The sequence below is a fragment of the Streptomyces sp. NPDC059224 genome (assembly GCF_042754285.1).
Classification (GTDB): Bacteria; Actinomycetota; Actinomycetes; order Streptomycetales; family Streptomycetaceae; genus Streptomyces.
Genome location: NZ_JBHZAN010000016.1, coordinates 136,523 through 158,988 on the forward strand (window position 1 = coordinate 136,523; position 22,466 = coordinate 158,988).

21 protein-coding genes are annotated in these 22,466 nt (G+C 72.6%); 6 read left to right on the forward strand and 15 right to left on the reverse strand.

Annotation, left to right across the window (positions count from 1 at the left end; all coding sequences use genetic code 11):
- Positions 1-47 precede the first annotated feature (47 nt).
- Entirely contained in the window at positions 48-1,493 is a 1,446-nt protein-coding gene (locus ACFXI4_RS19350) for a PLP-dependent aminotransferase family protein (RefSeq protein ID WP_384992245.1), read from the reverse strand.
- On the opposite strand from ACFXI4_RS19350, the gene ACFXI4_RS19355 reads away from it, so the two are divergent.
- Positions 1,492-2,418, forward strand: coding sequence for a DMT family transporter (locus tag ACFXI4_RS19355; protein WP_384992248.1), 927 nt, complete (start codon positions 1,492-1,494; stop codon positions 2,416-2,418). The genes ACFXI4_RS19350 and ACFXI4_RS19355 overlap by 2 nt on opposite strands.
- Positions 2,419-2,431: 13 nt before the next feature.
- Entirely contained in the window at positions 2,432-2,632 is a 201-nt protein-coding gene (locus ACFXI4_RS19360) for a DUF1918 domain-containing protein (protein WP_384992251.1), read from the forward strand.
- Positions 2,633-2,667: 35 nt separating this feature from the next.
- Here the strand turns inward: ACFXI4_RS19360 and ACFXI4_RS19365 are convergent, their stop codons facing one another.
- On the reverse strand, positions 2,668-3,894 hold the full coding sequence (locus ACFXI4_RS19365; protein WP_384992254.1) for a glycoside hydrolase family 10 protein: 1,227 nt from the start codon (positions 3,892-3,894) through the stop codon (positions 2,668-2,670).
- 171 nt (positions 3,895-4,065) lie between these two features.
- Between ACFXI4_RS19365 and ACFXI4_RS19370 the strand changes: the two genes are divergently transcribed.
- Both ACFXI4_RS19370 and ACFXI4_RS19375 read left to right on the forward strand, forming a co-directional pair.
- A complete protein-coding gene (locus ACFXI4_RS19370) occupies positions 4,066-4,926 on the forward strand; it encodes a 3-hydroxybutyryl-CoA dehydrogenase (RefSeq protein ID WP_384992257.1) in 861 nt (286 codons plus the stop codon).
- Positions 4,927-5,135: 209 nt separating this feature from the next.
- Positions 5,136-5,393, forward strand: coding sequence for a hypothetical protein (locus tag ACFXI4_RS19375; RefSeq protein ID WP_384992260.1), 258 nt, complete (start codon positions 5,136-5,138; stop codon positions 5,391-5,393).
- On the opposite strand, the gene ACFXI4_RS19380 is transcribed toward ACFXI4_RS19375, so the two are convergent.
- The 10 genes from ACFXI4_RS19380 to infC form a co-directional block, all read right to left on the reverse strand.
- A complete protein-coding gene (locus ACFXI4_RS19380; protein WP_362723906.1) occupies positions 5,390-5,932 on the reverse strand; it encodes an NUDIX hydrolase in 543 nt (180 codons plus the stop codon). The genes ACFXI4_RS19375 and ACFXI4_RS19380 overlap by 4 nt on opposite strands.
- A gap of 88 nt (positions 5,933-6,020) precedes the next feature.
- Positions 6,021-7,361 carry a transcriptional regulator gene (locus ACFXI4_RS19385; RefSeq protein ID WP_384992263.1) on the reverse strand — a complete coding sequence of 447 codons (1,341 nt, stop codon included), beginning with the start codon at positions 7,359-7,361 and terminating at the stop codon, positions 6,021-6,023.
- Positions 7,362-7,575: 214 nt separating this feature from the next.
- Positions 7,576-8,682, reverse strand: a complete 1,107-nt coding sequence (locus tag ACFXI4_RS19390; RefSeq protein WP_384992265.1) for a PP2C family protein-serine/threonine phosphatase — start codon at positions 8,680-8,682, stop codon at positions 7,576-7,578.
- Between the two features lie 228 nt (positions 8,683-8,910).
- The gene (gene pheT / locus ACFXI4_RS19395) at positions 8,911-11,478 is read right to left on the reverse strand and encodes a phenylalanine--tRNA ligase subunit beta (RefSeq protein ID WP_384992268.1); all 2,568 of its coding nucleotides are present in this window, start codon (positions 11,476-11,478) and stop codon (positions 8,911-8,913) included.
- Positions 11,478-12,599: a phenylalanine--tRNA ligase subunit alpha gene (pheS, locus tag ACFXI4_RS19400; RefSeq protein WP_384992271.1), complete on the reverse strand. Its 1,122-nt coding sequence runs from the start codon at positions 12,597-12,599 to the stop codon at positions 11,478-11,480. The genes pheT and pheS overlap by 1 nt, the downstream gene beginning before the upstream one ends.
- Before the next feature lie 151 nt (positions 12,600-12,750).
- Complete coding sequence (locus ACFXI4_RS19405) at positions 12,751-13,896, reverse strand: ATP-binding protein (protein ID WP_362717833.1); 1,146 nt, start codon at positions 13,894-13,896, stop codon at positions 12,751-12,753.
- A 53-nt stretch (positions 13,897-13,949) separates the two neighbouring features.
- Entirely contained in the window at positions 13,950-14,804 is an 855-nt protein-coding gene (locus ACFXI4_RS19410; protein WP_384992274.1) for a TrmH family RNA methyltransferase, read from the reverse strand.
- Between the two features lie 202 nt (positions 14,805-15,006).
- Positions 15,007-15,390, reverse strand: a complete 384-nt coding sequence (rplT, locus tag ACFXI4_RS19415; protein WP_018549117.1) for a 50S ribosomal protein L20 — start codon at positions 15,388-15,390, stop codon at positions 15,007-15,009.
- 98 nt (positions 15,391-15,488) lie between these two features.
- The gene (gene rpmI / locus ACFXI4_RS19420) at positions 15,489-15,683 is read right to left on the reverse strand and encodes a 50S ribosomal protein L35 (RefSeq protein WP_351320349.1); all 195 of its coding nucleotides are present in this window, start codon (positions 15,681-15,683) and stop codon (positions 15,489-15,491) included.
- Between the two features lie 135 nt (positions 15,684-15,818).
- Positions 15,819-16,475 (reverse strand): translation initiation factor IF-3, encoded by a 657-nt coding sequence (gene infC, locus ACFXI4_RS19425; protein ID WP_384992407.1) that lies wholly within the window; start codon positions 16,473-16,475, stop codon positions 15,819-15,821.
- A 401-nt stretch (positions 16,476-16,876) separates the two neighbouring features.
- Here infC and ACFXI4_RS19430 point away from each other — a divergent pair, with 401 nt between their 5' ends.
- A complete protein-coding gene (locus ACFXI4_RS19430; protein ID WP_384992278.1) occupies positions 16,877-17,251 on the forward strand; it encodes a DUF1844 domain-containing protein in 375 nt (124 codons plus the stop codon).
- 3 nt (positions 17,252-17,254) lie between these two features.
- Here ACFXI4_RS19430 and ACFXI4_RS19435 read toward each other — a convergent pair whose 3' ends face one another.
- Entirely contained in the window at positions 17,255-17,986 is a 732-nt protein-coding gene (locus ACFXI4_RS19435) for an SseB family protein (RefSeq protein WP_384992281.1), read from the reverse strand.
- Between the two features lie 150 nt (positions 17,987-18,136).
- Here ACFXI4_RS19435 and ACFXI4_RS19440 point away from each other — a divergent pair, with 150 nt between their 5' ends.
- Positions 18,137-19,138 (forward strand): serine hydrolase, encoded by a 1,002-nt coding sequence (locus ACFXI4_RS19440; protein WP_384992284.1) that lies wholly within the window; start codon positions 18,137-18,139, stop codon positions 19,136-19,138.
- 17 nt (positions 19,139-19,155) lie between these two features.
- Here the strand turns inward: ACFXI4_RS19440 and mycP are convergent, their stop codons facing one another.
- Both mycP and ACFXI4_RS19450 read right to left on the reverse strand, forming a co-directional pair.
- On the reverse strand, positions 19,156-20,319 hold the full coding sequence (gene mycP / locus ACFXI4_RS19445; RefSeq protein ID WP_384992287.1) for a type VII secretion-associated serine protease mycosin: 1,164 nt from the start codon (positions 20,317-20,319) through the stop codon (positions 19,156-19,158).
- Positions 20,316-21,596 (reverse strand): hypothetical protein, encoded by a 1,281-nt coding sequence (locus ACFXI4_RS19450; protein WP_384992289.1) that lies wholly within the window; start codon positions 21,594-21,596, stop codon positions 20,316-20,318. Before ACFXI4_RS19450 ends, mycP begins: the two co-directional genes overlap by 4 nt.
- Between the last annotated feature and the right edge of the window lie 870 nt (positions 21,597-22,466).

Genomic DNA, 22,466 nt, shown 5'->3' on the forward strand with positions numbered 1-22,466 from the left:
CGCCGGTCGGCCGCACCGGCGTCGATCGGATTTCGGGGGTCCGGAGTTCAGGGTCCCGGGCGCAGCACCTCGTCGCAGGCCGCCCGCAGCCGTCGTACGCCCTCCACGAGCTCCCCCGTCCCGGCGACCGCCGCGAAGGAGAGGCGGACGTGGGCGGCCGGGGGTTCGGCACTGAAGTACGGGCGGCCGGGGGTGACGGCGACGCCGGCGCGCAGGGCGGCCGCGGTCAGGGTGCCGTCGTCGACGCCGTCGGGGAGGCGGAGCCAGAGGTGGTAGCCGCCGGCGGGGATGTGCGGGAGGGCGAGCTCGGGGAGGTGGTGGGCGAGGGCGCCGGTGAGGGTGGACCGGCGCGTCTTCAGCCCGGCCGACAGGGCGCGCAGGTGGCGGGGCCAGGCCGGGGAGCCCACGAGCTCCAGGGCGGCCTCCTGGAGGGGGCGGGGGACGAAGAAGGTGTCGACGATCTGGATGGCCCGCAGGCGTTCCAGGACCGGTCCGCGGGCGGCGAGCGCGGCCACCCGGAAGCTGGGCGAGGTGGCCTTGGTCAGCGAGCCGACGTGGACCACGACGCCGTCGGGGTCGTCGGCGGCGAGCGGGCGGGGCAGCGGGCCCGCGTCGGCGTGCACCAGCCGTCGTACGTAGTCGTCCTCGATCACGAAGGCGCCGGCCTCGCGGGCGATGCGCACCACCTCGGCGCGGCGGTCGGGGGCGAGGACGGCGCCGGTCGGGTTCTGGAAGAGGGGCTGGCAGACGAAGACCCGGGCGCCGGTGGCTCGGAACGCGTCGGCGAGCAGGTCCGGCCGCACCCCGTCGGGGTCGACCGGGACCGGGACCGGGCGCAGGCCCGTGGCGCGGGCGACGGCGAGCATGCCGGGGTAGGTGGGGGACTCGACGAGGACCGGGGCGCCGGGCGGGGCCAGCGCGCGCAGGGCGGTGGCCAGCGCGGACTGGCCGCCGTTCGCGATCAGCACCTCGGCGGCGGTGACCCCGCCGCCGATGTCCCGCGCGAACCATTCGCGCAGCTCGGGCAGCCCGTCCAGGGGCGGTCGCCCCCAGGCGCCGGGCCGCCGGCCGGCCCTCGCCAGGGCCGCCGCCATCGCGCGCTCGGGTTCCAGACTGGCGTGCAGGTAGCCGCCGCTGAGTTCCAGCACGCCGGGCGGCGGGACGGCGAGGCAGACGGTGACCCCGGACGCGTCGACCGTGCGCGGGACGACGTCGAGGGCGCCGTCGGCGCTGAGCGCGACCTCCTGCCAGGAGGTGTCCCCGACCGGCCCGGTCGTGGCCCGCGGCCGGGCCTTGAAGGCGCCGGCGCCGGGCCGGGTGACGACCAGTCCCTCCGCGACCAGCTGGGCCAGCGCCCGGGAGACCGTCACGGGGCTCACCCGGAACCGCTCGACGAGCGCACGGCTCGACGGGAGCTTTCCACCAGGCGAGTAGCGGTCGAGGTCCTGTCGCAGCCGTTCCGCCAGTTCAAGGACACTGCTACGCTCTTGCATGAGAGCACAGAGTAGCGCTATCGCGGAGAGTTCGATAGCGGTCGGCACTCCTCCGGCCGCCCCCGTCTCCCACCGGGCCGGCACCCTGCAGGCCGCACTCGGGGTCGTCGCCTTCTCCCTCACCTTCCCGGCCACGGCCTGGGGTCTGGAGGGCTTCGGGCCCTGGGCGCTGGTGGCGGTCCGCAGCGTGCTCGCGGCGGCCCTGGCGGGCGGCTGCCTGCTGTTCCTGCGGGTACGGCTGCCCGAGCGCCGGCACTGGGCGGGGCTGGCGGTCGTCGCGGCCGGCGTGGTGCTCGGCTTCCCGATGCTGACCACGCTCGCCCTGGAGACCTCCACCACCTCGCACGCGGCCGTCGTGGTGGGGCTGCTCCCGCTGACCACCGCCCTCTTCTCCGCTCTGCGCACGGGTGTGCGGCCCTCCCGCACCTTCTGGGCGGCGGCCCTGGCGGGCGCGGCGGCCGTGCTGGCGTTCACGATCGCCCAGAGCGGCGGGGTCCTCACGGCCGCCGACGGGTACCTCTTCGCGGCGCTCGTGGTCTGCGCGGCCGGTTACACCGAGGGCGGCCGGCTGGCCCGGATCATGCCGGGTTGGCAGGTCATCGGGTGGGCGCTGGTGTGCTGTCTGCCTCTGACCGTGCCGGCCGCGGCCGTCGCGCTGTCGTACGAGCCGGTCGTCTGGACCGCGCACGGCGTGGCCGGTGTGCTGTGGGTGGCGGTGGGCTCGCAGTTCCTCGGCCTGGTGGTCTGGTACCGGGGCATGGCGGCCGTCGGCATTCCGAAGGCCAGCCAGTTGCAGTTGGCCCAGCCGCTGCTCACACTGGTGTGGTCGGTGCTGCTGCTGGGCGAGCACCTCACCGTGGCCGCGCCACTCACGGCCGCCGCCGTGCTCGTGTGCATCGCCGTCACCCAACGATCGCGATCGTGAGGAGGCCCTGGAGATGCGTGCATCCGAGGGCGACCAGCTTGTCCAGCACGGCAGGGTGGTCGGACAGCACGACCAGGTATCGGAAGTCGTCCAGGTACTGGGTCCCGAGGGCAACCCGCCCTACCGGGTCCGTTTCGAGGACGGCCACGAGGCCATCATGTCCCCCGGTCCCGACTGCCAGGTCAGGCACCAGGAGACCCATCCGCAACTGTAGGCAGGCCGCAGCGAGGGTCGTCGGCCGCGCGCCGGTCAGCCCGGCGGGAGCGCCGGCTGCCGGTAGTGGTCGGCGACCACCCGTGACAGCGCGCCGATCGGATCGGCGGCCACGTCCTTGGCCGCGAAGTACACGTGCCCGCCGACCTGCGGGTACCGCGAGGCCAGGGTCAGGTGCCGGGACAGCTCGGCCGGGTTCTGCCAGGCCGAGGGGGAGTCGGCGGCTCCGGCCCGGTACAGCGCCTCACCGATGTAGAGCCGGGTCCTGGACCCCTTGGCCACCCCCGCCCACCAGTCCACGACCTTGGTGTAGTCGGCGGCCGCGTTGCCGATCTGCCAGTACACCTGCGGGACGATGTAGTCGATCCAGTTCTTCTGCACCCACTTGCGGGTGTCCGCGTACAGGTCGTCGTAGGTCTCCACGCCCGCCCTGGTGTCCGAGCCCCGGGAGTCGGTGGTGGCGTTGCGCCACACCGCGAACGGGCTGATCCCGAACCGGGTGCCGGGCCGGAGCTTCTTGATCCCGGCGGCGGTCCCGGTCACCAGCAGGTCGACGTTGTCCCGGCGCCAGGCAGCCCGGGAGGAGAAGTCGCCGCCGTGGCTGTCGAAGGCGTCGTCGTCGTCGAAGGTCTGTCCGGCCACCGGGTACGGGTAGAAGTAGTCGTCGAAGTGCACCGCGTCCACGGGGTACCTGGCGACCGCGTCCAGGATCGCCTCCTGGACGAAGGCGCGGACGGCCGGGATGCCGGGGTTGTAGTAGAGCTTGCCGCCGTACCGCACCACCCAGTCCGGGTGTTTGCGGGCGGGGTGCGAGGCGGCCAGCTTGCCGGGGTCGGTGTGGTTGGCGATCCGGTAGGGGTTGAACCAGGCGTGCAGTTGCAGGCCGCGGGCGTGCGCCTCCTCGACGGCGACGCCGAGCGGGTCCCAGCCGGGGTTCCTGCCCTGGGTGCCGGTGAGGTACTGGGACCAGGGCTCGTGGGTGGACGGCCAGAACGCGTCGGCGGTGGGCCGCACCTGGAACATCACCGTGTTGAGCCGGTAGTCGACCGCCTTGTCGAGGAGGCCGGTCAGCTCCTTGCGCTGGGCGGAGGCCGACAGCCCGGTGCGCGAGGGCCAGTCGCGGTTGGCCACGGTGGCCAGCCACATGCCGCGCATCTCGGTGGCCGCGCGCCGGGGCCGGGCCGCGGCCGTCGCCCCCGGTGCCGCCATCGCCAGCGTCGACAGCGCCGCCATCGCGAACGCCCTGCGAGACACCTGTGCCATGGTGGGTCCCTCTGACTCTCCGGATCCGTGCGGTCACGGATCGCCTCCGCGCCACAGGATGCCCGCACCCGCACGATCGATCATCGATACTTACGGGTAACGTGCACGAACGGAGCAGGCACCGGATCCGGAGGTCCTGCCGGCCGCCCGTAGATCAGCGAAGGGGACGATGTGACCGACATCGAGAAGGTCGGAGTCGTGGGCTGCGGCCAGATGGGAGCGGGCATCGCCGAGGTGTGCGCCCGCTCCGGTCTGGACGTGAAGGTCGCCGAGACCACCGGCGAGGCCCTGGAGATCGGCCGTACCCGGCTGCTCAACTCCCTGGCCAAGGCCGCCGAGCGCGGCAAGATCAGCGAGGAGGAGCGGGACGCCACGCTGGCGCGGCTCAGCTTCACCACGGACCTCGGCGAGTTCGCCGACCGCGACCTGGTGATCGAGGCCGTCGTGGAGAACGAGCAGGTGAAGACGGAGATCTTCCAGGTGCTCGACCAGGTGGTGACCCGCCCGGACGCGATCCTGGCCTCCAACACCTCCTCGATCCCGCTGGTGAAGCTGGCGGTCTCGACCTCCCGCCCCGACCACGTGATCGGCATCCACTTCTTCAACCCGGCCCCGGTGCAGAAGCTGGTCGAGCTGATCCCGGCCCTCACCACCTCCGAGGGCACCATCAGCCGCGCCCAGGTCTTCGCCGAGAAGGTGCTCGGCAAGCACGCGATCCGCGCCCAGGACCGCTCCGGCTTCGTGGTCAACGCGCTGCTGGTGCCGTACCTGCTCTCGTCCATCCGGATGTTCGAGTCCGGCATCGCGAGCCGCGAGGACATCGACAACGGCATGGAGATGGGCTGCGCCCACCCGATGGGCCCGCTCAAACTGTCCGACCTGATCGGCCTGGACACCATCGTCTCCATCGCCAACAGCATGTACGCCGAGTACAAGGAGCCCCTGTACGCCGCTCCCCCGCTGCTCCAGCGCATGGTCGAGGCGGGCCGCCTGGGGCGCAAGACCAACTCGGGCTTCTACACGTACGGCTGAGCACACCCCCGCTGACTACAGGGAGCGATGCTCCACGGGCCCGGCACCGCCTTCGGTGCCGGGCCCGTGTGTTTCACACGCCGTGTGCGCCCCGGGCACGCATATGCCCTGCGCACACTCTCCCCACGCGCTCACCAGGCGAGTTCACTCTTCATGCGCATGCAAAGGGATGCGGAACGACATCTTCGACTACGCAAAGGAGTGGACCCGTGGCCACCGAACCGGAGCATCCCGTGGTCCAGGGAGAACTCGCAGAGTTACGTCGCCGCCTCGATGTGGCCTACGCCCGGGTCGAGGGCGGGCTGAACCTGCTCAGCCACCGCACCAAGGAGACGGCCAAGGAGCTCGACGACCTGAACGACCGTCTCGCCCTGCTGGATAACGCCCGCTGGCCCCTGCCCTCGATCGCCGCGCTCACCGCGCTGGGCGCCCTCGTCGTCACCGTCTGGCAGGCGCTGACCCACTAGTCCTGACGGTCCGTCAGGCGCAGGTGGTGCAGCAGGAGTAACGCGGCCGCCATGTTGGCGGCCGGGACCTCCCCGCGGGCGATCATGTCCGGGACGAGCTTGAGGGGGACCCACTCCCGGCGGTCCGACTCGAAGTCGTCCACGGGGTGTCCGACGTACTCGCCCTCGTCGGACCAGTAGATGTGGTGCCGGGCGTCGGTGAGGCCGTTGGACGGCTCCACGGTCATCAGGTGGTGCAGGGTTCCCGGCCGCCAGCCGGTCTCCTCCTCCAGTTCCCGGGCGGCCGCGACGGCGATGTCCTCGCCGTCCTCGACCACCCCGGCCGCGAGTTCCCACCCCCAGCTGTCGGTGATGAAACGGTGGCGCCACAGGAGCAGGACCTCGCCCGCCTCGTTGACCACCGTCGCCACGGCCACCGGCCGCAGCCTGATCAGGAAGTGGTCGAGATGCCGACCGTCCGGCAGCTCGACATCTGCGAGATTGACGCTGAACCAGCGGTTTTCATACACAGTTTGTTCGTTCAGTTTCGCCCACTGCACGGTTCTGCCACCTTCCGCCGAGTAAGTGGCAATATCGCAGCAGGGACTCCTCAGACCTACAACGCGCCTGGACCGACGCCGGCGCGGTCTAGAGCGGCACGCGCAGCGCGCTGTCGATGAGTTCGGCGGCCTCCGCGGTGCCTGCCGAACCGCTGCGCACCAGGTGCTCGCGGACCGCGCGGAGTCTGTCGCGCAGGCGCTGGGACTCCATTCCGCGGGCCTGTTCGGCCATCTGCACGGCCGTGGCCACCGCGTTGTCCGCGTTCCCCTGGCGCAGTTCGATGGTGCTCAGCATGGCCAGCCGGTGCACCCGCCCCCGGTCGTGGGCCGGGTTGTCGACGGCTGCCGCGGCGTGCTCCCGGGCGGCGGCGAGCTCGCCGAGACTGAGCAGCGCCTCGGCCACCTGCACATTGACCAGGCCGGGTTGGACATAGCCGGTCTCCTCGGGTTCGTAGCCCCGCCGGATGCGTTCGGCGGCGGACTCCGCCCGCCGGATGCAGGACAGGGCGCTCGTGCCGTCGCCGAGGTGGGCGTACGCCTTCGCCTGCATCGCGTAGAGGTCGGAGGCGAGCGCGGGGGTGATGTGCTTGCCGGCGGCGCGCAGCGCGGCCTCCGCGAACGCGACGGCCTGCCGGAACTCCCGCATGAACAGCGCCTGGTTGACAAGGAGCGCGATCACATAGGCGCCGAGCCCCCGGTCGCCGCTCGCCTTCGCCAGGCGCAGGGCCTGGTGGAAGTAGCGCTGGGCGAGGCCGTGGGCATCGGAGTCGTAGGCGCAGATGCCCACGATGGCGACCAACCCGCCGGTCGCCCGGTGCAGTTGACGCCCGGTGGCGTCCGTGTAGCTGCCGCGCAGCAGCGGTGCGGCCTCGGCGTTGAGGAAGCCGACGACCCGGGTACGGGTCGCCATGCCGCCGGCCTTGCGGTACATCTGCTCGTAGTGGGCGCGGGCGGCGCGGAGCATCTCCAGATCGGCGGGGGTGACCCGGTGCCGGCCGCCGCGCGAGACGTCCACGTCCTCAGGGGGGTTCTCCCACTCCCACACCGGCATCACGGCGGGTGTGCCGGTGACGGCGGGCACGCCGAGCATGTGCGGGCGCTGCTGTTCGTCGGACCGCCACAGTGCGGTGGCCCGTTCGACGAACCCGGAGAGCGAGGTGGTGTGCGGGACGCTGGGTTCGCCGGGCACGCCGAGGCCGATGTCGTCGAGGGTGACCGTGCGGTGCAGCCGGGCGGCGAGTACCTCGCAGATCAGGTCGGGCACCTGCCCGCGCGGTCGCTGGCCCTTCAACCAGCGGGCCACGGCGGTGTGTTCGTAGCGGAGCGAGAGTTCGCGGGCCCGGCCCGCCTGGTTGACGTGGGCGGCAAGACCGGCGTGCGAGATCCCCGCCTCGTCCAGGATCGCGTCGAGCAGAGAGTTGGGCTGCATGACATGCCCCCCGAGTGGCCTGGTGTCGTCAGCGTAGTGCGTGGCTGTTCACACGGGGTGTGAACGGAGTACGCGCATCCGCAGCGTGCGCGCGCTGTCGCGGAGCGTGTCGGGCCGGTTGACTGAACTGCCTCGCAAGAGGCCGGCCGGGCCGCCGGCTCCCCCCTCGTACAGTGCGGTGGCCTGGCCGTCGGCTTGGCGGACGGATCGGAGGTCAGCGGTTCGTTGTCGGCTGCGGGTGCGTGGTGGCGGCTCGCCCAGTTCCCCGCGCACCCAGAAAGGCACGTTGCTGTGCACGCTCGTTGTTGAGTACAAGGAGTGCGATGTCGTCGGCAGGGCGGCCGCCGGTGTGGTGGAGCAGGGCCGTGAAGACCGTGCGGAGGATGGCCTGCGGGGAGGCCGAGGGCTCTCGTGCCGCTGCCGCCAGCGCCTGGGGCAAGGAGAAGAACCGCCCCCTGGCGTCTCTCGCGTCCTCCGCTCCGTCCGTGTACAGGACCAGCGACTCGCCGGAGTGCAGGCGACCGCAGTCGGTGGCCGCCGGGTTCGCCGGGAGGGGGAACGGGCCGAGGGGCGGCAGCGGCTCGGCCCCGGACAGCGGCACGACCCGTTGCCCGCACAGCAGATACGGCCACGGGTGGCCGCAGTTGATCGCCCGTACGTCGCCGTCCCCGGCGATCTCCAGGAGCAGCAGGGTGACGAACTCCTCGGCGACCGGATTGTCCGGGTCCACGCCGCTCGAGGGATGTTCGGCCCTCGCCCGTTCTCGCAGGTGTCTGGCCAGGGCGCGGTCCAGCCGGCCGAGCACCCGGCCCAGTTCGGGCTCGTCGTGGGCGGCCTCGCGGAAACTGCCGAGGACGGCGGCGGCGGTGCCGGTGGCGGCCAGCCCGTGCCCGCGCACGTCGCCCATCACGACCCGTACTCCGTGCTCGGTGGCGACGGCCTCGTAGAGGTCGCCGCCGATGGCCGCGCCCCGGTCGGCGGAGAGCTGGGCGGCGGCCACGTTCAGCCCGGCGAGCCGGGGCGGCAGGGGCCGCAGCAGCACGCTCTGCGCGGCGCCGGCGACCTTGCGGGCCTGCCGCAGCTCCCGGAGCAAGGTCCGCCGGACATGCAGTATCAGCCCGGTGCCGACCGCGAAGAAGACGGCGCTGGTGACGATGCGCGCACCGAGCCCGTGCTGCTCGGCGAGCGGGCATCCGAACTTGTACGAGACCGCGACGGCGCCCCACGCCGTGGGAAGCCCCAGGGTGAGCGCACAGCGCGAGTGCCGAGAGCTGTTCCGGGGCCGCCTTCTGTGGGGAACCCCAGCCTTGATGCGGATCATGCCGATGGCCCCCAAGTAGGCCCTGACAGAACAGACGGACCGACCTCGAAAGGCCAGTCCGATTCTGTCGACGGCATGCCCCGAAAAGGCCATGTCCCAGGTGGATCCCACCCGAATGAGTGATCCACCTGGAGACGTCTCCAGGCAGGCGCCCCGAGGGGCGCGCAGAACCGCGCGACCAGCCGCGCCGAAACCCGCGCCCGGCCGGAACGCGCGGCCCCCACGGCGCTAGCCGCGCAGCACCGCCCCCGTACGCTCCCCGGCCAGGGCGACCGCCGCGTCCCGCGCAGCCGACGCCTCGTCCACGGTCAGCGTGCGGTCGGAGGCCCGGAACCGCAGCGCGTACGCCAGCGACTTCTTCCCGTCACCGAGCTGCTCGTCGTTGACGTACACGTCGAACAGCCGGATGGCCTCCAGGAGTTCACCCGCGCCCTCGCGCAGCGCGGCCTCGACCTCCGCGGCCGGTACCGGCTTGTCCACCACGAGGGCGACGTCCTGCGTGGCCATCGGGAAGGCCGAGATGCGCGGCGCCTGCGGCGTGCCGTCGCCGGCCTGCTCCAGCGTGTCCAGGTCCAGCTCCATCGCGCAGGTGCGCGCGGGCAGCCCCAGCGCCTTGACCACACGTGGGTGCAGTTCACCGGCGTGGCCCACGACCCGCTCGGTGCCGTCGGCGACGACCACCAGCTCGGCGCACCGGCCGGGGTGCCACGGGCCGTACTGGCCGGACCGCACGGTCAGCTCGGTGCCGGCCTCACGCGCGACCGTACGTGCCGCCTCGACCGCGTCGGCCCAGTCGGCCGGACGGCCCGCGCCCCACCAGCCGGCCTGCTCGCGCGCGCCCGCGAGGACGACGGCGACATGGCGCGGCTGCCCGGGCAGCACGGCGTCCAGCGCGGCGAGTTCCGCGTCGCTCGGACGGCGGTCCACCGGCGGGTGGCCGGCGACGCCCTGCTCCTCGCGCGGCAGGAAGACCAGGCCGGTCTCGAAGAGCGCCAGGTCGTGCGCGCCGCGCCCGTCGTTGCGGCGCAGCGCACCGAGCAGACCCGGCAGCAGCGAGGTCCGCAGCGCGGGCTCCTCGTCGTTGAGCGGGTTGGTCAGCCGGACGACTCGGCGGGCCGGGTCGTCGGCGGCCAGACCCAGCTGGTCGAAGACCTGCTCGCTGACGAACGGGTAGTTCGGCGCCTCGACGTAACCGGCCCCGGCGAGCGCGCGGCCCACCCGGCGGTGCAGCCGCTGACGGTGGGTCAGGCCCCGGCCGGACCGCGGCCTGGGCAGCGTGGAGGGCAGGTTCTCGTAGCCCTCCAGGCGGATGACCTCTTCGGCCAGGTCGTTCTGTTCGAGGAGGTCGGGCCGCCAGGACGGCACGGTGACGAGCAGTGCGTCCTGTCCGCCCGTCGCCCGGCCGCCACCCCCCGACGACGCGCTCCACGCGGCAGGATTTCCATAGACGTCGCAGCCGACCTCCTGGAGGCGGCGCACGACGGTCTCCCGGCCGTACTCGACGCCCGCGACCCGGTCGGGGTGGTTCGCCGCGAGGGTGATGGTGTGCGGGGCGGACGGCGCGATGACCTCGGTGACGCCGGCATCGGCGGTGCCGCCGGCGAGCAGCACCAGCAGGTCGACCGTGCGCTGCGCGGCGGCGGCCGCGGCCTGCGGGTCGACACCGCGCTCGAAGCGGCGGGAGGCCTCGGAGGACAGCTTGTGACGACGGGCCGTGCGCGCGATGGCGACGGCGTCGAAGTGGGCCGCCTCGATCACCACGTCGGAGGTGGCGTTCTCGAGGTCCTCGTGGTCGGCGATCTCGGTGTCGGCGCCGCCCATGACGCCGGCGAGGCCGATCGGGCCGCGGTCGTCGGTGATCACCAGGTCCTCGGCGTGCAGCTGCCGCTCGACGCCGTCGAGGGTGACGATCTTCTCGCCCTCGGCGGCGCGCCGGACCCCGATGGTCCCCTGGACCAGGTTGCGGTCGTAGGCGTGCAGCGGCTGGCCGAGTTCCATCATCACGTAGTTGGTGACGTCGACGGCGAGCGAGATCGGGCGCATGCCGACCTTCTGCAGGCGGCGCTGCAGCCAGATCGGGGAGCGGGCCTCGGGGCTCAGCCCGGTGACGGTGCGCGCGGTGAAGCGGTCGCAGCCGATCGGGTCGGCGACCTGGACCGGGTAGCCGAAGGCGTTCGGTCCGGGTACGTCGATCAGCGCCGGGTCGCGCAGCGGCAGGCCGTAGGCGATGGCGGTCTCGCGGGCCACACCGCGCAGGGACAGGCAGTCGCCGCGGTTGGCGGTGACGGCGATGTCCAGGACCTCGTCGACCAGTTCGAGCAGCTCGACGGCGTCCTTGCCGACCTCGGTCTCCGGCGGCAGCACGATGATGCCGTGGCTGCCGTCGGAGCCCATGCCCAGCTCGTCGCTGGAGCAGATCATGCCGTGGGATGTCTTGCCGTACGTCTTCCGCGCGGCGATGGCGAAGTCGCCGGGAAGCACCGCGCCCGGCAGCACGACGACGACCTTGTCACCGACGGCGAAGTTGCGGGCGCCGCAGACGATCTCCTGGGGCTCACCCGTGCCGTTCGCCGTACCGACGTCGACGGTGCAGAAGCGGATCGGCTTCTTGAAGCCCTCCAGCTCCTCGATGGTGAGCACCTGGCCGACGACCAGGGGGCCCTTGAGGCCGTCGCCGAGCTGCTCGACGGTCTCGACCTCCAGACCGGCCGAAATCAGCTTGGCCTGCACGTCGCGGCCGGTCTCGGTGGCCGGCAGGTCGACGTACTCCCGCAGCCAGGAAAGCGGGACCCGCATCAGATCTCCATCCCGAACGGCCGGGTGAACCGGACGTCACCCTCGACCATGTCTCGCATGTCCTCGACGTTGTGGCGGAACATCAGCATCCGCTCGATGCCGAACCCGAAGGCGAAGCCGCTGTACCTCTCCGGGTCGACACCGCAGGCGGTCAGCACCCGCGGGTTGACCATGCCGCAGCCGCCCAGCTCGATCCAGCCCTCGGAGGAGCAGGTACGGCAGGGCCGGTCCGGGTTGCCGACGGACTCGCCCTTGCAGACGTAGCAGAGCATGTCCATCTCGGCGGACGGCTCGGTGAAGGGGAAGAAGTTCGGCCGCAGCCGGGTCTTCATGCCCTCGCCGAACAGCGACTGGACCATGTGGTCCAGGGTGCCCTTGAGGTCGGACATGGTCAGGCCCTCGTCGACGGCGAGCAGCTCGACCTGGTGGAAGACCGGGGTGTGCGTCGCGTCCAGCTCGTCGGTGCGGTAGACCCGGCCCGGGCAGATCACGTACACCGGCAGCTCGCGGTCGAGCAGCGAGCGGATCTGGACCGGCGAGGTGTGGGTGCGCAGCACGACACCGGACTCGGTGCCGCCCTCCGGGCCCGCCACGAAGAACGTGTCCTGCTCGCCGCGGGCCGGGTGGTCCGGGCCGATGTTGAGCGCGTCGAAGTTGAACCACTCGGCCTCGACCTGCGGGCCCTCGGCGACCTCGTAGCCCATGGCCACGAAGATGTCCTCGATGCGCTCGGACAGGGTCGTCAGCGGGTGCCGGGCGCCGGCCGGGACACGGTCGTGGGGCAGTGTGACGTCCACCGCCTCCTCGACCAGCACGCGGGCGTCCCGCTCGGCCTCCAGTTCCTCCTGACGGCCGGCGAGGGCCTTGTTCACGGCGCCGCGGGCCTGGCCGACCAGCTTTCCGGCGGCGGCCTTGGCGTGCGGGGGCAGGGCGCCGATCTCGCGGTTGGCGAGCGCCAGCGGGGAGGTGCCCCCGGTGTGGGCGACCTTGGCCTCCTGGAGCGCGTCGAGGGAGCCCGCGGCGGCGAAGGCGGCGAGCGCCTCGTCCCGCATGCGCTCGATCTCTTCCGGTTTCAACGCCTCGACCTCGACAGGGTCGTACGACTTATTGGGTGCCGACATCTCTTCCCGTACTTCCGTTTGTCCCCCAGCTGACGCTGGGAGGTGCCCCCAGGCGGTGGTCCCCAAGACCGTTGACCGGCCCTGTGCGGGACACAAAGGTGCCAAAGGCCGAGTCTAACGGGGTGGAGGTGTACGAAGAGCCCGTGGGCCGTCAGGCGAGATACGCCGGCGTGCTCACGGGCAGGGTAAACCGGAACTCGGCGCCGCCGCTCGCGGCGCGTCCGACGGTGATGGCGCCGCCGTGGGCCTCGACGATGCCCTTGACGATGTAGAGCCCCAGACCGGTGCCACCGCGCTTGCTGCCCCGCCAGAAGCGGGTGAAGACGCGGTTCATGGACTCCTCCGGGATGCCGGGGCCCTCGTCGCTCACGGTGACCGACGTGGCGGTGTTTTCGAGGTCTTCCCCTTCGCGGGGGGACACCGACGGCGTGACGTCAATGGTGACGGTTCCCTCGCCGTGGCGCACGGCATTTTCGATCAGGTTGCTGAGGACCTGGTCGACCTTGTCGGGATCGGCCCACAAGGGGGGCAGCGGCTTCTCGATGCGGAGCAGGAAGCGGTCGGCGGGCTGCCCGGCGGCGACGTACGCCTGGATGTGGCGTCCGACGGCCACGCCGATGTCCACGGGCTGCCTGCGCAGTTCCAGGCGTCCGCTGTCGATCCGGGAGATGTCCAGCAGTTCGGCGATGAGCCGGGTGACCCGGTCGGCGTCCGCGTCGACCGTCTCCAGCATGAGCCGTTTCTGGTCGTCGGTGAACCGTTCCCACTTGGCGAGCAGGGTGGCGGTGAACCCCTTGACGGAGGTCAGCGGGGAGCGCAGCTCGTGGGCGACGGTGGCGATCAGCTCGGCGTGGCTGCGTTCGGTACGGCGGCGGGCCTCGGTGTCCCGCAGCGAGACGACGACACGGCGGACGGGCCCGGTCGGCATGGCGCGAACGTAGCCGGCGGAGACCAGCACCTCCCGGCCGCCGGGCAGCAGCAGGTTCCGCTCCGGCTGGCCGGAGCGGATGGCGAGGCCGCCGTAGGGGTCGGTGAGCTGCCACCAGCGCCTGCCCTCCAGGTCCTCTAAGGGCAGGGCCTTCTCCAGCCGCTGTCCGAGGGCGTCGGCGGGGGCGGTGGCGGTGATCCGGGCGGCGGCGGCGTTGAAGCAGACGACGACGCCGTGCTCGTCGGCGACCACCAGGCCGTCGGGCAGCTGGTCGGGATCGATGCCGAGCCCCGTGAGGTCGCCCTGCCGGGGTGCCGGTACGCGCCCGGTGCCGCGGCCGCCCGGCGCGTTGCTGGTGCCGACAGTCATCCCCGTACTCCACCTCTCAGACGGCGCAGCAGGCCCCCGAGCTGGTCACCCTACTAGCTCTCGGTGACGGAACGGCACCCTCCGGAGGCGCGCTGTGCACGGGCCGTTGCGTAGAGACATACGGCGGCGGCGGTGGCGAGGTTCAGGCTTTCGGCCTTCCCGTGGATCGGGACGCGCACGACCGCGTCCGCCAGCGCGCGGGTCTCCTCCGGGAGGCCCCAGGCCTCGTTCCCGAACACCCAGGCCGTGGGCCCGCCCATGGTGCCCTTGTCGAGTTCGTCGTCGAGGTCGTCGGTGCCGGCGCCGTCGGCGGCGAGGATCCGCACACCGAGGCCCTTCAGTCCGGCGACGGCCTGCTCGACGGGCACGCCGACGGCGACGGGCAGGTGGAAGTGCGACCCGACGGAGGCGCGCACGGCCTTGGGGTTGTACAGGTCGACGGAGGCGTCGGTCAGTACGACGGCCTCGGCACCGGCCGCGTCGGCGCACCGCAGTACCGTCCCGGCGTTGCCGGGGTCGCGGACGTTGGCGAGGACCGCGACGAGCTTCGGGCGGGCGGCCAGGACGTCCTCGAACGGGGTGTCCAGGAACCGGCAGACACCGACCAGCCCCTGCGGGGTGACGGTGGTGGAGATGTCGGCGATGACCTCTTCGGAGGCGAGGTGGATCCGGGCGTCGACGTCCCGGGCCGCCCCGACGATGTCGGCGTACCGCTCCGCGGCCTCGACGGTCGCGAACAGCTCGACGAGCGTCGGCAGATCGCCGACGCGATGCCCGGCCGCCTCCCGGACGGCCTGCGGCCCCTCGGCGAGGAACAGCCGGTCCTTCCCCCGGAAGTTCCGCTTCTCCAGCCGCCGGGCGGCGGCGACACGTGCGGAACGGGGGGAGATCAGCTCGGGGCTGGGCATGAGGGTCACTTTCGAAGAAGCGCGTCGAGAGGCGCCCCCGTAGGGGCGCGGGGCTGTACTTGATCTGCGGCTGCCGCCGCGTGGGCGCGACCAGCCCCCACCGGCCCGCCCCGAACACACGGTCGCGGACCCCGACAACAGGACCCGCAAGCCCGAAGGCCTGCGGGTCCTCATGTCACGTCGGCCAAGGCCGGCGCCAGCGTCACGCGGCCTTCGGCGCGTTGACGTCCGCCGGCAGCGCCTTCTGCGCGACCTCGACGAGCGCGGCGAACGCGCCGGCGTCGTTGACGGCCAGCTCGGCCAGGATCTTGCGGTCGACCTCGACGTTCGCGGCCTTCAGACCCTGGATGAAGCGGTTGTACGTGATGCCGTTGGCGCGGGCAGCGGCGTTGATGCGCTGGATCCACAGCTGACGGAAGTCGCCCTTGCGCTTCTTGCGGTCGTTGTAGTTGTAGACCAGCGAGTGGGTGACCTGCTCCTTGGCCTTGCGGTACAGGCGCGAACGCTGACCGCGGTAGCCGGAGGCCGCCTCGAGGATCGCCCGGCGCTTCTTGTGGGCGTTGACTGCCCGCTTGACGCGTGCCACTTGTTAACTCCTTGTAGCGGGGCCGCGGTTGGACTCACGCGGCCCGGAAACGACTGGGTCCCGGTACTGACTTCAGGGCGCCGGCCGGCGCCCGCGTGTCACTTGCCGAGAAGCTTCTTGATCTTCGCGGTGTCGCCCGGGGCCATCTCGGCGGTGCCGGTGAGGCGACGCGTCACGCGGGACGACTTGTGCTCGAGCAGGTGGCGCTTGCCGGCGCGCTCACGCAGGACCTTGCCGGAGCCGGTCACCTTGAAGCGCTTGCTGGCACCGCTGTGCGTCTTGTTCTTCGGCATAGCGCCGTTATCTCCTCGTCGATGGCGTTCCGGTGCCCGGTCGCGAAACCGGGCACGGTGGAACGTCGCTCTTGTATCGGTTACATCCTGAGGCTTGCGCCCCTGGGTGCTGACCTGGGGCGGTTGCCCCGGGGATCACGCCTCGGCATGCTCCTCGGCGGGCGCCTCGGCCTCGACCTCGGCCTCCAGCTCGGCAGCGTTCTGCGACTTGCCGGGGTTGGCCTTCGCTTCGGCCTTGCGGGCTTCCTGCGCCTGCCGGGCCTCGGCCATCGCCTCGGTCTTCTTCTTGTGCGGACCGAGAACCATGATCATGTTCCGGCCGTCCTGCTTCGGGTTCGACTCCACGAAACCGAGGTCCTGGACGTCCTCCGCGAGCCGCTGCAGCAGTCGGTAGCCCAGTTCGGGCCGGGACTGCTCGCGACCACGGAACATGATCGTGATCTTGACCTTGTCGCCCTGCTTGAGGAACCGTACGACGTGACCCTTCTTGGTGTCATAGTCGTGCGGGTCGATCTTCGGCCGGAGCTTCATTTCCTTGATGACCGTGTGCGCCTGGTTCTTGCGCGCCTCACGGGCCTTCATGGCCGACTCGTACTTGAACTTGCCGTAGTCCATGAGCTTGCAGACCGGCGGGCGGGCGCTCGCCGCGACCTCGACCAGGTCGAGGTCGTACTCCTGCGCAAGCTCCAGTGCCTTCGCCAGCGGGACGATGCCCACCTGCTCGCCACTGGGACCGACAAGTCGCACCTCGGGAACGCGAATCCGGTCGTTGATGCGGGGCTCGGTGCTGATGGATCCTCCTCGGTAGCACCACGCGACGGTCTGGCGGACAGCCGCGTAACGTGTCTTTTCGTAAGACCTAACCGCACCGAAGCACAAAAAATGCCCCGGACGATCACAGGCAGGGCTCCTCGAACTACCGGAGCACCGCCGCGGGGATCGCGGGGCGCACTATCGGACGGAACGCCGTCGCCGTGAACGGCGAAGCGACCGTCTGACCGGTGACCCGCCGCCCGGCAGGGCGGTCAGGTGGGAGTTCGAAGCCTCCACTTGTGGGCCGGGTCGGTGAGCCGTGAGGCACTCCTGTTCGGCCGGTCGTCACACAAGGTTAGCAGCTAAGCCGGGAGAGGACCAATCGGGACGTCCTGGGGGCAGGTCGGGACCCCGCTCCCGCTGCGCCTATCGTGTGCGTCATGAGTGAAACGCCCCTTCCCGGCGCCGGTGACGCCGGTCAGCCCGACTTCGACGAGATGACCCGCGACATCGCCGAGGTCCCCGCGGTCGAGGTGATCGTGACGGTCGCCGTCAACCTGATGAGCGCCGCAGCGGTGAAGCTCGGCCTTACCGAGGAGGGCGACAAGTACAAGGACCTGGACGAGGCCCGCAAGCTGGTCACCGCCCTCGCCGGTCTGCTCGACGCGTCCGCGACCGAGATCAGCTCCTTCCACGCGGCGCCGCTGCGGGACGGCCTGAAGTCGCTCCAGCTGGCCTTCCGCGAGGCCTCGATCGTCCCCGACGAGCGGGGGCAGGGCCCGGGCGAGAAGTACACCGGGCCGATCTACGGCTAGCGGTCAGCTTCTTACGTACAAGGGCTCGCCGGGCGGCGTGGCCTCGGCCGGCAGCAGCGCCAGGTCGAGGCCGCGTACCAGGCGGGCCCGCAGTGTCTCGTCGGCGGCCAGCCGCTCGGCTACGGCCTGGGCGGTCTCGGCGGGCGGCGCGGCCGGATCGAGGACCAGGGCGAGGGTGCCGTCGGTCCGGCCCGGCCCGAGGTGGGCCCGGCGCACGGCGGGCTGGGCGGCCACCACCGTGCGGACGGCCTCGATCACGGCCGGGTCGGCGAGCGGGTCGGCCGTCGTGCGCCCCTCCGCGAGCGCGAGCAGCACCGGTCCGGTCAGCTCGAACGGCACCGGACCTGCCAGGTCCAGCACCACCGTGTCCGCCTTCTCGTGCGCGGCGGCCTGGAGCGCCTGGTGCAGGGGTACGGCGACGGGCCGCGCCTCCGGGTCCCAGCGGGCCAGGGACTCGGTGGAGGTGAAGGCGGGCAGGGCGGTGCGGGCGCCGGCCCTGAGGGTGGGGACGGCCATGTCGCTCGTCTTCTCGCGCCGCAGCCCGTTCCCGTCCTCCTCGGCCTCGCCGAGGACGGCGACCACCGGGACGAGCAGCCGGGCGCCCTTCAGGGCCGCCAGGACGGGTCCCACCGCTGTGCGGTCCCCGGCCCAGGCGGCCAGCGCGGCGGCCAGCCGGGGGTCTGCGGAGCCGTCGTCGGCGGAGTAGCCGGAGTCGGGAATGTTCTTGTTCGCCACGGTCCCCGACCCTATCGGGGGGATGCTGCTGCGGTTGTGCGGCCCCCGAAACCGGCCCGACACGGCTTTCACCGAATTCTCAGAAGTCCCTGACCTCCTTCTAACGTCCGGCAAACGGATCGCACAGTCCCCGCCCCGAGCATCGCGGGCATGGAGTCCCCCAGAGCCACCCCAGGATCCCGGCGGGGAGGCCGCCGTGCCCGGCCCCGGCGCCGGGCCCTTCTCTGCGTCGGCCTCGCCACGGTCGCCGTCGTCGGCGCCACCGCGGCGGGAACGGTGTACGTGAAGGCGCACGCCGGCGAGGGCGGCGCCGTATCCTCGGCTGGATCGCCGGCGCCCTCCTCCCCTTCCTCGGCCCCGGCGAGCGGGGAGGCATCGGTGGAACCCGTGACGGAGCCGGCCGTGGACCGGGACGCGCTGCTGAACACGGCGATGAGGACGGTGACCGTGCCCTCCGGGGCGAAGGTGTCGGTGGCCGTCCTCGATCCGGACTCCGGCGACAGCGCGGTCTACGGCGACGCCGCGTTCGACACGGCGAGCATCGTCAAGGTGGACATCCTGGCGGCCTTGCTGCTCCAGGCGCAGGACGCCGGGCGGCATCTGACGGCGACGGAGAAGGTGTACGCCACGAAGATGATCGAGAACAGCGACAACACGTCCGCGTCGGAGCTGTGGGACGCCATCGGCAGGGCGGCGGGGCTGGATGCGGCGAACAGGCGCTTCGGCCTGACGGGGACGGCGGGCGGCGAGGGGGCGCTGTGGGGGCTGACCCAGACCACGGCGGGGGACCAGCTGGTCCTGCTCCAGCAGGTGTTCGGGGACGACTCGAAGCTGAGCGAGGCCTCGCGGTCGTATCTCCAGACTCTGATGAAGACGGTCGAGCGCGACCAGCGGTGGGGGGTCTCAGCCGTCGACGACGGTTCGGAGTTCGCGCTCAAGAACGGGTGGCTGGCGCGGAGTTCGACCGGGCTGTGGGACGTCAACAGCATCGGCCGGGTGACGGTGGGCAAGACCGGCTACCTGGTCGCGGTGCTGTCCAACGGGACGGTGAGCCAGGCCGAGGGCATCGCGCTGGTGGAGGCGGCGGCGAAGGCGGCGGTGCGCTCCTTCACGGCGGCGGGCCCGACCGCGTCGGCCTCGGCTTCGCGGTAGCAGGGAGAACCGGCGGGTCAGGTGCTCCGGCGGCGGTTGCGCCACAGGACCACGGCCGCCACGAGCAGGACACCGCCCGCGCCTCCCGCGAGGGGGGCCGCCCAGTCCGTCGCGCTCGCCGCCGTCTTCTCGGCGTCCGGGCCCGGGCCGAAGTACTTCTTGCCGTACGACGCCGCCGACAGGTTCCGTGTCCTCAGCCGGGCCGCCTCCCTGATCGCCGCCGCCGGGTCGATCATGCCGAAGCCCCGGGAGTCGTCGCGGCCGCCGGACGGGGCGTCGCGGGCCGTGTCCTCCAGGAGTTTCTTGATCTGGGCCGGGGTGAGGCCGGGACGGGCGGCCTTGATCAGGGCCACCGCGCCGGAGACGAAGGCCGAGGCCGCGCTCGTGCCCCAGCCCTCGTAGTACTTGTGGTCCGGGTCGGCGATGACGATGTCGACGCCGGGTGCGCTGACCGTGGCGTACCAGCGGCGGGTGGAGAAGGCGGCCCTGGTGCCGAACTTGTCCACCGCGGTGGCGGCGATGACGCCCGGGTAGGCGGCCGGGTAGGAGATGTGGTCGCCCTTGTCGCCGCCGTTGCCCGCCGAGGCCACGACCACGACGTCCTTCTTCAGCGCGTACTGGACGGCCTCGTCCTCGCTGGCCTCGGGGTGCGCGGAGTCGGAGTCGTCGCCGAGGGAGAGGTTGATGACGTCGGCGCCGTGGTCGGCGGCCCAGCGGATGCCCTCGGCAAGGGCGTTGCCACGGGTGGAGCGGGCCTTGCCGCGGGCACTGTCGCCGTCTTCGAGGATGACCCGTACGGGCAGGATCCTGGCTTCCGGGGCCACCCCCATCACGCCGTCGCCGTCGCCTGCCCCGTGGCCGTGACCGGCGATGATGCCGGCCATCGCGGTGCCGTGCCGGGCCCAGGTGCGGTCGCCCTGACGGGCACCGAAGCCGATCATGTCCTTGGCGGCGAGGACGTTGCCGGCCAGGTCGGGGTGGTCGGCCTCGACGCCGGTGTCCAGGACGGCGACGGTGACGCCCTTGCCCTTGGTGGTCCGCCAGGCCTCGTCGAGGTGCAGGGCGGACAGGCCCCACTGCTGGGCGCGGATGCCGTCGGCGTAGGCGGTCGTGGACGGCAGGAGGGTGAGCGAGCCGGCGAGCAGCAGGCTCAGCGCGGCTCCGGTCGCGCGGCGGTTCATGAGGGCTTCTCCGTTGCCGAGCCTGCGGTGTGCTGCCGCAGTCGCCGTTCGATGCGGTCGGCCAGGCCCTGGGCCTCGTTGCCGAGGCCCGCCTGGGCCGCGGCCGTGGTGGCGCCGGACGCCTCCGCGTCGGCGGCGGACTGCGGGGTGTCGACGCTACGGCCGTCGGCCCAGCCGGAGACGGCGTAGGCGACGACCGGGGCGTCGGTGAGCACGGAGACCGTCCAGGAGGCGCGCTGGTGCGGGCCGAAGCGCTCGGCGGCGGTGCCCTTCGCGGCGTACGGGAGAGGCATCAGGTCGGTACGGCGGTCCAGGCGCTCGTTCTCGAACCGCTTGGCCAGGGCGGTCATCCCGGCCGGTTCGGCCTTGGTGAACAGCAGCCCCACGGTCGTCACATAGCTCTGGGTGGCGTCCGTGTAGGTGGCCCGGATCAGCCGCTGACAGCCGACGGGGGCGAGCGCCTTGCGCAGCAGGGGGTCGAAGGCGTCGGCGCAGCCGGTGGCCGGGGCGACGGCGATCCGGGTCCAGCTGCGGTCGGCTCCGCCGGGGCCCGCGCCGGTGCCCTGCACGGTGGGCGGGAAGAGTTCGTCGACGGGCACGTTGTGCCACAGGCCGGCGGCCGAGCTGAAGCTGCCGGCGGCCGCCACGTCACCGTCGTCGTCGACGAGCCAGCTTCCGGTCACCGCGCCGCCGATGAGTCCGAGCCCGAGCACCATACAGGCGGCGGCCGCGGCCGTTCGGGGCGCGACCCGGCTGACCAACGATCGCCCAAGGCCGCGCCCGTCGTACCCCTCGGGCTCACCGAACGTCACAACGGGCCGGTTCCTGCCGGGAGTTCCCGCGGCGGCGGTCCAGGACATCGCGGGGTCCGGCACCGGAGCGTGACCGTGCGGCGAGGCGGTGGTGTCGCCGGGGGACGGGGGTGTGGCGGGGCGGGGCGGGAGCGGCGGGGCGGTGGGCGGCGGTGGGGTGGTCCGCGGAGGCGTCACGGGGCGCGGCGGAGCCGTCGGCACCGGGAACGTCCTCAGGTGCGGGCTCCACGCGGTGCCCGGCTCGGGCGTACCGAACGAGGCCGGGAAGTCACCGGGCGGCCGCTCGGGGCGCCCGGGACCGGGCACCCGGCCGAAATCTCCGGCCGGGTCCGTTTCCTCGGTGGCCGGGACGGGGCGCGGCGAGGCGGCCGGCTCCGAAGCGGGCTCCGGACGCCGGGCCGCCGATTCCGGCCGGTACGGCGGCCGGGTCTGCGCGCCGCTGCCGGTCTCCCTCCCGGAAGACACCGGCCGCCCGTCCCGCCGAGTCCCGCCTGGCGACACCGACGGCTCGGTCCGTCGGTCCGCCCCGTCCGCCGACGCGGGCGGCACACTCAGGCCGCTCCCCCACCCGGCGGCCCCGGACGGTGTGCCGCCGCCGTCCCGGCCGGGAGGCGTGGACGATTCGCTCCGGCGGTCCTCGCGGCGGGGCGGAACGGGCGGGGCGTCCGGGAAGCGGGCCGAGGCGGGGGGCGGGGGCGTGGTGGGCAGGCTCTGCGGGGGACGGAGGTCGGGGTAGCGAGGGCGGGTGATGCGTTCGGCGGGCATCGCGCGGGTGGCCGCCCGGTCCCCCGCACCCTCTTCGCCCTGCGCCACCGCACCGCCCCGATTTGTCCGGTCCTCACCGTTCGGCTGCCCACCGGACGGTCCCGGCGGCTGGTCCTGCCCGGTGGTGTCGGCGTCGTCAGTGGATACGTCGGACCGGTGCGACCGGTTCACCCGGTTCGGCCGCTCGAAGAATCCCGGCCCGCCGGTCCGGCCCGCCGGGTCGGCGGCATCCGGTGCTTCACCCTGGCCGGCCGTCCCGTCGGTGGACGCGGGGCCGGGCGAAGGGCGTCGCGGGATCGGGGCGTGCCGCGCTTCCGTGCTCATGCGCCCCCGTTTCCTCCTGCCCGGGCCGACTCCGCGTACGGTAAGGCGTGCTCCCGGCGCGGGGAGTTCCCCCGGGCACGCATACCCGTCCGCGCGGATCCGCATCCCGGCGCGGGTCGGGCGGCCGGGGTCGTTCCGCCGTACGTGCGCGTCACTCTACGGGTTGTCCGAGGGCGAGCGGGAACCAGTCCGCGGCCGCGGGGCATCTGCCCGTATCGTCCCCCTACCCTGCGGTAATCCAGTCTG

Bases quoted from the DNA above. Each gene is read 5' to 3' on its own strand.
- rpmI (WP_351320349.1), bottom strand. From the start codon at position 15,683: ATGCCGAAGAACAAGACGCACAGCGGTGCCAGCAAGCGCTTCAAGGTG.
- ACFXI4_RS19350 (WP_384992245.1), bottom strand. From the start codon at position 1,493: ATGCAAGAGCGTAGCAGTGTCCTTGAACTGGCGGAACGGCTGCGACAG.
- ACFXI4_RS19355 (WP_384992248.1), top strand. From the start codon at position 1,492: ATGAGAGCACAGAGTAGCGCTATCGCGGAGAGTTCGATAGCGGTCGGC.
- ACFXI4_RS19405 (WP_362717833.1), bottom strand. From the start codon at position 13,896: ATGACTGTCGGCACCAGCAACGCGCCGGGCGGCCGCGGCACCGGGCGC.
- ACFXI4_RS19390 (WP_384992265.1), bottom strand. From the start codon at position 8,682: ATGATCCGCATCAAGGCTGGGGTTCCCCACAGAAGGCGGCCCCGGAAC.
- ACFXI4_RS19440 (WP_384992284.1), top strand. From the start codon at position 18,137: ATGGAGTCCCCCAGAGCCACCCCAGGATCCCGGCGGGGAGGCCGCCGT.
- ACFXI4_RS19410 (WP_384992274.1), bottom strand. From the start codon at position 14,804: ATGCCCAGCCCCGAGCTGATCTCCCCCCGTTCCGCACGTGTCGCCGCC.
- ACFXI4_RS19365 (WP_384992254.1), bottom strand. From the start codon at position 3,894: ATGGCACAGGTGTCTCGCAGGGCGTTCGCGATGGCGGCGCTGTCGACG.
- ACFXI4_RS19385 (WP_384992263.1), bottom strand. From the start codon at position 7,361: ATGCAGCCCAACTCTCTGCTCGACGCGATCCTGGACGAGGCGGGGATC.
- pheS (WP_384992271.1), bottom strand. From the start codon at position 12,599: ATGTCGGCACCCAATAAGTCGTACGACCCTGTCGAGGTCGAGGCGTTG.
- ACFXI4_RS19360 (WP_384992251.1), top strand. From the start codon at position 2,432: ATGCGTGCATCCGAGGGCGACCAGCTTGTCCAGCACGGCAGGGTGGTC.
- pheT (WP_384992268.1), bottom strand. From the start codon at position 11,478: ATGCGGGTCCCGCTTTCCTGGCTGCGGGAGTACGTCGACCTGCCGGCC.
- ACFXI4_RS19430 (WP_384992278.1), top strand. From the start codon at position 16,877: ATGAGTGAAACGCCCCTTCCCGGCGCCGGTGACGCCGGTCAGCCCGAC.
- mycP (WP_384992287.1), bottom strand. From the start codon at position 20,319: ATGAACCGCCGCGCGACCGGAGCCGCGCTGAGCCTGCTGCTCGCCGGC.